Raw genomic sequence first — 8,196 nt, 5'->3', positions numbered from 1 at the left:
CAGGGTCGCGCGGGCTCTCTGCGAGGACTCCCCTCCGGCGGCCCGCGCCGCCCTGCTGCCTGCCATCAGCCTCACCGGCAGCGGCGGCCTGGCAAGCAATGCCCTGCTGTCGCTGGCGGATCCCACCCGCACCCTGAGCCTGGGGGCCTCGCTCGGCCAGGTGCTGTTCGACGGTGGCCGGCTGCGCGCCCAGGTACGGCTGACCGAGTCCCGCCGGCGGGAGCTGGCCGAAAATTACCGCAAGGCCGCCCTCACCGCCCTGAAGGAGGTGGAAGACGCCCTCGGCAACGCCGCCCTGTTCCGGGACCAGGAAGCCCAGCAGCAGTTGATCGTCGACGAAGCCCGGGAAAGCCTGCGCCTGGTCGAGGCCCGCTACCGGGAAGGCGCCGACGAGCTGCTGGCCCTGCTCGACGCCCAGCGCACCCTGTTCAGCGCCGAAGAACAACTGGCCAACCTGCGCCAGAACCGGCTGGACGGCGCCCTCAACCTGTTCAAGGCCCTCGGCGGCGGCTGGCAGGCCGGCTGAGCGCAGCTCCCCGGCCCCGGCGCCGGGGTTCACAACCCTACCTCCTCCAGCCCCCTGGCGCGCTTTCCTCTTCCTTAGCCCAGAGCACCACATGGTTTAAAAATCAGGCAGCCGGGCACTGAACCTCCGCCGTTTGCAGGCTGGCACCTTGCTGCTGGAGCGCGGGCGGCCGGTCAGGCGTCGAAAACAGACGCAAAACCTATTGATAACCATTTGCATTTATCTTTGCATTTAATTATCTTGCTGGGCGCCGATAGGGCCCCACACCATCGGTGACAGTGACGAACAGAACCAGGCACAAGGCCCCAGAGAGGGCGGAGCACAAGGAAAACACCATGACGGACACAATTCAGCACGGGACCACCCGGGCCGCGGCGGCGGATCCGACGACAGCGTCCCCCACCGACTTTCTCTTCAACCACCGCAATCTCGCCCACTACCGGGACAGCCTGCACAGCGGCATCGAACTGGTGCAGCGGAAAACCGCCGGCGCCACCCGCCCCTTCACCGGCATACAGCCCCGGGAGCTGGCGCCCGACTTCGCCGGCATCGATCTGGACCAGGCCTTGTCCGGCACCGAGGCGGCGCTGGCGGAGCTGGAGCGGCTCTACCTCGACGACGCCGTTTACTTCCACCACCCCCGCTACCTGGCGCACCTGAACTGCCCGGTGGTGGTGCCGGCGCTGCTGGCGGAGCAGATACTGACGGCGATCAACTCCTCCCTCGACACCTGGGATCAGAGCGTGGGCGGCACCCTGATCGAGCAGAAGCTGATCGACTGGACCCTGGGCAAGATAGGGCTCGGCCCCGAGGCCGACGGCATCTTCACCAGCGGCGGCACCCAGTCCAACCTGATGGCGCTGCTGCTGGCCCGGGACAACCACTGCGCCCGCAAGCAGCAGGGGCACGACAACAAGCTCCACGGCCTGCCGGCCAATGCCGGCAAGTTCCGCATCTTCACCTCCGCCGCCAGCCACTTCAGCGTGCAGAAGTCGGCGGCCATCCTCGGCCTGGGCTATCAGGCGGTGGTGTCCATCCCCTGCGATGCCGACTTCCGCATGGATACCCTGGAGCTGGAGCGGGAGATCAACGCCTGCCTGGCCGGGGGCTTGATCCCCATCGCCGTGGTGGCCACCGCCGGCACCACCGACTTCGGCAGCCTGGATCCGCTGGAGGACATCGCCGCCATCTGCCGCAGCTACGATCTCTGGCTGCACGCCGACGCCGCCTACGGTTGCGGCCTGCTGGTATCGTCCCGCCACCGGCAGCTGCTCAAGGGCATCGAATACGCCGATTCGGTCACCGTGGACTACCACAAGTCCTTCTTCCAGCCGGTGAGCTGCGGCGCCTTCTTCGTCAAGGACAAGCGCCAGCTGGCGGTGGTGACCCACCACGCCGACTACCTCAACCCCCTGAGCCAGCTGCGCGAGGGCACCCCCAACCTGGTCAACAAGAGCATCCAGACCACCCGCCGCTTCGACGCGCTCAAGCTCTGGCTGACCCTGCGCACCATGGGGGCGGCGCGGATCGGCGAAGCCTTCGACCAGCTGCTGGCCCTGACCCGGGACGCCCACCGCCTGCTGGCCCGGCGCCCGGGCTTCGAGCTGCTGCACAAGCCCACCCTGAGCACCCTGGTGTTCCGCTATGTGCCGGCCGGGGCAGACCCGGACCAGCTCGACCGGATCAACGCCGAGATCCGCAAGGCCATCTTCCGCTCCGGCGAGGCGGTGATCGCCGCCACCAAGGTCGAGGGACGCCAGTACCTCAAGCTGACCCTGCTCAACCCGGCCACCACCCTGGCGGACATCGACGCCGTCGCCACCCTGATCGCGCACCACGGCGAGGCCTTGGCCCAGCCGGAACCCTGCCAGCCCCGGCTGGCCACGGAGATCCCCGCATGAACGACAGCATCCACGACTTTGCCGCCATCGGCATAGGCCCCTTCAACCTGGGCCTGGCCTGCCTGACCGCCCCCATAGCAGGGCTCAAGGGTATTTTCCTGGATCAGAAACCGGGCTTCGACTGGCATCCCGGCATGCTGCTGGAAGACGCCACCCTGCAGACCCCCTTTATGGCGGATCTGGTGACCCTGGCGGATCCCACCAGCCCCTTCAGCTTCCTCAACTACATCAAGGAGCAGGGCCGGATCTATTCCTTCTATATCCGGGAGGACTTCTTCCTGCTGCGCAACGAGTACAACCAGTACTGCCAGTGGGCGGTGAGCCGGCTGCCCAACCTGCGCTTCAACACCCGGGTCGAGCATATCGAGTACCTGGAGCCGCAGCGGTGCTACCGCATCCGGGCGACCGATCGCCAGAGCGGCGACGCCCTCAGCTTCCTGGCGCGCAAGCTGGTGCTCGGCACCGGCACCCGGCCCTACCTGCCCGAGTGCTGCCGCGAGGTGGAGGGCCCCGTCATCCACTCCGCCCACTACCTGCAAAACAAGGCGGAACTGCAGCAGCGGGAGGCGATCACCGTGGTCGGCAGCGGCCAGAGCGCGGCCGAGATCTTCCGCGACCTGCTGCAGGACATCGACGGCCGCGGCTACCAGCTGAGCTGGATCACCCGCTCGCCCCGCTTCTTCCCCCTGGAGTACACCAAGCTCACCCTGGAGATGACCTCGCCGGAATACGTGGACTATTTCCACGCCCTGCCGCCGCACCAGCGGGACAGCCTGCTGCAGAGCCAGAAGGGGCTGTACAAGGGCATCAACGCCAGCCTGATCGACGACATCTACGATCTGCTCTACCAGAAGCGGCTGCTCGCCGACATCCGGGTGCAGCTGCACACCAACTCCGAGCTGAAGGCGGTCACCCCGGTGGACGGCGACCTGGCGCTGACGCTGCGCCAAACCGAGCAGGGCGTCGACTACCGTCACCGCACCCAGGCGCTGGTGCTGGCCACCGGCTACCGGCCCTGCCTGCCCGAGTTTGTGCAGGGCATCGCCAGGCGCATCCGCTGGGACGGGTGCGGTCGTTTCGACGTGGCCCGCAACTACAGCATCGACCACGGCGGCAATCAGATCTTCGTGCAGAATGCCGAGTCCCACACCCACGGCCTGGTGACCCCGGATCTGGGCATGGCCTGCTACCGCAATTCCTGGCTGATCCGCGAACTGACCGGCCAGGAGCATTATCCGGTGGAAAGGCGCATCGCCTTCCAGCAGTTTGCCGCCCCCACGGCGGCGGTGCCCGAGCGGGAAGCGATCACCCTATGAAACTCAAACCCGCGCTGATCGCCATCACCCTGCTGGCGGTGGTGTTCGACACCATGCTGCTGCCCTTTTATCCCCAGTTCTTCGAAGGCGCCTACGGGGAGCGCAGCCCGCACCATGTGGGCTTCTATATCGGGGCCATCTGCCTGACGGTGATGCTGGCCTTTCCGGTCTGGGCCTGGGTGGCGAAGAAGATCGCCGTGCTCAAGCTGCTGGTGTACACCCAGCTGGTGGCCGGCACCCTGGGCATCTGGTGCTATTTCGCCGAAACCCTGGCCGGCTTCTGGGTGCTGTCGCTGACCATGCTGGTGTTCAAGGCCAGCTACCTGCTGATCTACCCCTACGTGATGAGCCTGGAGCACCAGGACAAACACGGCGGCACCATCGGCCTGCTGTCGGTGATAGTGCACCTGGGCAGCATCGCCGGCGCCGTGCTGGGCGGCACCGTGCTGCAGTTTATGGCGCCCAGGGACATGTTCCTGGTGATGCCCCTGGGGGACTTCATCCAGGTCGGCATCTGCCTGCTGTTGCTGAGCCAGGGCCGTCATCTGGCAGCGGCAAAGGCCGCCCCGGCGGCAGACGCCCCCAGCACCCCCAAGGTGCCCGGACTGGTGCTGCGCCTCGGCCTGATCATGCTGGTGTTCTACTTCAGCGCCTTCCTGGTACGCCCCTTCTTCTCCCGCTACTGGGAGGCGGTGTCGGGCCTGACCAGCCCCATGGTGTCGGGGGCGGTGTACGCCATCCCCGGGCTGGTGGCCTTCGTCGCGCTCTGGGTCAATCACCGCACCGGCAAGGGCCAGGACTGCAGCCATGGCGCCATCGTCTCGGCCATCGCCCTGGGCCTGGCCGGGCTGCTGCTGCAGGCCGCCCCCCAGCCGGCGGTGGTGCTGGCCGGCCGCGTGCTGTACGGCTGGGCGTTGTTCCAGGCCATGGTACGGCTGGACCTGCTGCTGTTCCGCTTCAGCACCCCGGCCGACTATGCCACCGACTTCAGCAAGGTGCATTTCTGCCAGAACCTGGGGGTGCTGCTGTCGTCCTTCGCCGCCGGCAGCCTGGTGGTGGCCCAGGGCCTGACGGTGACCTTCTTCGCCGCCGCCCTCGGCTTCCTGGCCAGCATAGCGCTCTACTCACTCACCCTGAGGACGGCCACCCGCGCCGCCCCCGACGCGGTGGCCACGCCCTGATACCGCCCCGCCAAGAGGAGACTTCATGACCGACATTCGCTTTCGCAAGAGAGTGCCCGGCCTGGGCGAGCTGGCCCTGCGCCCGCTCGACCCGCAGCAGGACACGGCCCTGCTCCACGACTGGCTGAGCCGGGACTACGCCCGCTTCTGGGGCATGCAGGACCACACCCCGGAGCAGGTTGCGGCCTTCTACCGGGAGATGGACGCCTGCGACCACGCCGAGGCCCTGCTGGGGCTGCACGACGGCCGCCCCGCCTTCCTGGTGGAATGCTACGATCCCCGCCATGACCGCATCGGCCAGCACTACCCGGTGGCACCCGGGGACCACGGCATGCACGTGCTGGTGGCCCCGGCCGAACGGCCGATCCGCGGTTTCACCTGGCAGGTGTTCCGCACCATCATGGACTTCCTGTTCAGCCAGCCCGAAGTACAGCGGGTGGTGGTCGAGCCGGACGTGCGCAACGACAAGATCCATGCCCTGAACCGGCGCGCCGGCTTCGTCTACCAGCGGCAGATACCGCTGCCGGAAAAGACGGCCCATCTCGCCTTCTGTACCCGTGACCAATACCACTCCGCCCTGATCGAGGACTGATCCCATGACCGCACAACCCTTCTTTTCCCCGGCCCAGGCCGTGGTCCACCTGCAACCCGAGCGCTGGGCCAGGGTCAACCGCCTGCACCTGCGCAAGGCGCTGAGCGAATTCTCCCACGAGCGCCTGCTCGCCCCCGAGTGGCGGCGCGACCAGGACGGCTGGGGCCACTACCGGCTGGCCGCCGACGAGGGCGAGGTGGAATACCGCTTCCGCGCCCGGCTGCTGAGCCTGGAACACTGGGACATCGACGCCGAGTCCATCGAAAAACGGGTGGCGGGCGCGCCCGCCCCCCTCGACTCGCTCAGCTTCATCGCCGAGTTCCAGCACCGATTGGGCATTGCGGACGCCATGCTGCCCACCTACATGGAAGAGATCACCAGCACCCTGTACGGCAGCGCCTACAAGCACGCCAAGGGCGGCCCGCTGGTGGCCGAGCTGCTCGAGGCCGACTTCCAGCAGGTGGAGGCGGCGATGATGGAGGGCCACCCCGCCTTCGTCGCCAACAACGGCCGCATCGGCTTCGACGGCAACGACTACGCCGCCTACGCCCCCGAGGCCGCGTCGCCGGTGAGCCTGATCTGGATAGGAGTGCACAAGAGTCGGGCCCGGTTCGCCTGCCTCGACGAGCTCAGCTACGAGCAGCTGCTGCGCCGGGAGTTCGACCCCGACACCCTGGCCGCCTTCGACGAGCGCCTGGCGGCCCAGGTGGAGCATGCCGCCGACTACCTGCTGATGCCGGTTCATCCCTGGCAGTGGCACAACAAGGTAGTCAGCATCTTCTCCCCCGACATCGCCGCCCGCCATATCGTCTACCTGGGTACGGGGCCGGACGCTTACCAGGCCCAGCAGTCGATCCGCACCTTCTTCAACCTGAGCCGGCCCGACCGGCACTATGTGAAGATGGCCCTGTCCATCCTCAACATGGGCTTTATGCGCGGCCTGTCGCCCTATTACATGAGCGCCACCCCGGCCATCAACCAGTGGCTGCACGCCCTGCTCGCCGCCGATCCCTACTTCGCCGCCAAGGGCTTCACCATGCTGCGGGAGGTGGCCTCCATCGGCTATCGCCACTCCCACTACGACCAGGCGGTGAAACAGGACAGTCCCTACAAGAAGATGCTCTCCGCGCTCTGGCGCGAAAGCCCGCTGCCCCAGGCGGGCCCGGGGCAGCGGCTGATGACCATGGCGGCGCTGTTGCATGTGGATCAAGAAGGGCGGGCCCTGCTGCCGGCCTTGATCGAAGCCTCGGGGCTGGACGGCGACGACTGGCTGCGCCGCTACCTGGACTGCTACCTGAGCCCGCTGCTGCACGCCTTCTACACCTATGATCTGGCCTTCATGCCCCACGGCGAGAACCTGATCCTGGTGCTCGACGGCCAGGTACCGGTCAAGGCGATCATGAAGGACATCGCCGAGGAGATAGCGGTGCTCGACCCCGAGGCGACGCTGCCGGAAGGGGTACGGCGCATCGCGGTGTCGGTGCCCGACGAGCTCAAGCTGCTGTCGATCTTCACCGACGTGTTCGACGGCATCTTCCGCTACCTCAACCAGATACTGGTGGCCCACGCCGGCTATCCGGAGCAGCGCTTCTGGGAGCTGGTGGCCGACTGCGCGCACGCCTACCAACAGGCCCATCCGCACCTGGCGGAGAAGTTTGCCCGCTACGACCTGTTCGCGCCCGAGTTCCTGCACTCCTGCCTGAACCGGCTCCAGCTCGGCAACAACCAGCAGATGATCAACCTGGCCGACCCCGCCCAGAACCTCAAGTTCGCCGGCAACCTGGCCAACCCCATCGCCCCCTTCCGCCCCTGAGGCGCCTCCCGGTCGCGGCATTGCGCCGCGACCATCATCACACACGCTCCTCTCGATGCGCTCGTCCGCCGGCTAGCGGCATCCCGCCAGGGGGATCAGCAGCGGGCAGCCTGCCTGGGGATGGGGCCGGATGTCGCAGTGCAGGCCGAAGATGGCGTCGACCAGTGCGGGGGTGGCGGTCTCGGCCGGCGAGCCTTCGGCGACCAGCCGGCCCTGCTTCATGTAGATAAGGTGGTCGGCAAACTCGAAGGCCTGGTTCAGATCGTGCAGCACCAGCACCAGGGTCTTGCCCTGCTCCCGGTTCAGCCGCCGGAGCAGGTTGAGCAGCTCGTACTGGTGGCTGAGATCCAGGTAGCTGGTCGGCTCGTCCAGCATCAGGATGTCGGTCTGCTGGGCCAGCACCATGGCCAGCCAGGCCCGCTGCCGCTGTCCGCCGGAGAGGGCGGCAAGGCGGCGCTCCGCCAGGGGCGCCATGTCCGTCTGCCGCAGCGCCTCGGCCACCGCCCCATGGTCCGCCGGGGCCGGCGGCAACAGGGGACGGCGGTAGGGGTAACGCCCCATCATCACCAGCTCCGCCACCGTCAGGGTATCGGGCGCGGCGGGATGCTGGGGCAAAAACGCCAGCCGGCGGGCCAGCCGGCGCCCCGGAATGGCGGCGAGCTTCTCTTGCCCGATCCGGATGCGCCCTTCCCGGGCGGGCTGCAACCCGGCCAGGGTCTTGAGCAGGGTCGACTTGCCGCAACCGTTGGCCCCCAGCAGCACCGTGATGCGGCCCGCCGGTATCGCCACGTTCTGCCGCTCGATCAGCGGCTGGCCACGGTAGCCGACGCTCAGACCCTCGGCCCTGATGGCATCCTCGTTCATCTC

At 67.6% G+C, this 8,196-nt stretch carries 7 protein-coding genes; 6 read left to right on the top strand and 1 reads right to left on the bottom strand.

The genetic code is table 11. The annotated features are described in order from the left end of the window. The 6 genes from CGX12_RS09280 to CGX12_RS09255 all read left to right on the top strand — a co-directional run. Nucleotides 1–526, top strand: a 526-nt coding sequence (locus tag CGX12_RS09280) for a TolC family protein (RefSeq protein WP_176442038.1), incomplete at its 5' end; no start/stop codon positions are given. Nucleotides 527–861: 335 nt separating this feature from the next. Beyond that, on the top strand, nucleotides 862–2,427 hold the full coding sequence (locus CGX12_RS09275) for a pyridoxal phosphate-dependent decarboxylase family protein (protein WP_094039604.1): 1,566 nt from the start codon (nucleotides 862–864) through the stop codon (nucleotides 2,425–2,427). Next, the gene (locus CGX12_RS09270) at nucleotides 2,424–3,743 is read left to right on the top strand and encodes a lysine N(6)-hydroxylase/L-ornithine N(5)-oxygenase family protein (RefSeq protein ID WP_094039603.1); all 1,320 of its coding nucleotides are present in this window, start codon (nucleotides 2,424–2,426) and stop codon (nucleotides 3,741–3,743) included. Before CGX12_RS09275 ends, CGX12_RS09270 begins: the two co-directional genes overlap by 4 nt. After that, complete coding sequence (locus CGX12_RS09265; RefSeq protein ID WP_094039602.1) at nucleotides 3,740–4,924, top strand: MFS transporter; 1,185 nt, start codon at nucleotides 3,740–3,742, stop codon at nucleotides 4,922–4,924. The genes CGX12_RS09270 and CGX12_RS09265 overlap by 4 nt, the downstream gene beginning before the upstream one ends. A gap of 25 nt (nucleotides 4,925–4,949) precedes the next feature. Beyond that, on the top strand, nucleotides 4,950–5,516 hold the full coding sequence (locus CGX12_RS09260) for a GNAT family N-acetyltransferase (RefSeq protein WP_094039601.1): 567 nt from the start codon (nucleotides 4,950–4,952) through the stop codon (nucleotides 5,514–5,516). Between the two features lie 4 nt (nucleotides 5,517–5,520). Next, the gene (locus tag CGX12_RS09255; protein WP_094039600.1) at nucleotides 5,521–7,329 is read left to right on the top strand and encodes an IucA/IucC family protein; all 1,809 of its coding nucleotides are present in this window, start codon (nucleotides 5,521–5,523) and stop codon (nucleotides 7,327–7,329) included. Between the two features lie 72 nt (nucleotides 7,330–7,401). Here CGX12_RS09255 and CGX12_RS09250 read toward each other — a convergent pair whose 3' ends face one another. Then, nucleotides 7,402–8,193 (bottom strand): ABC transporter ATP-binding protein, encoded by a 792-nt coding sequence (locus tag CGX12_RS09250; RefSeq protein ID WP_094039599.1) that lies wholly within the window; start codon nucleotides 8,191–8,193, stop codon nucleotides 7,402–7,404. Nucleotides 8,194–8,196: the final 3 nt, after the last annotated feature.

The organism is Zobellella denitrificans (assembly GCF_002237365.1).
Classification (GTDB): domain Bacteria; phylum Pseudomonadota; class Gammaproteobacteria; order Enterobacterales; family Aeromonadaceae; genus Oceanimonas; species Oceanimonas denitrificans.
The sequence above is the reverse complement of the archived record's forward strand: the minus strand, read 5'-3'. Positions and strand labels throughout refer to the sequence as shown.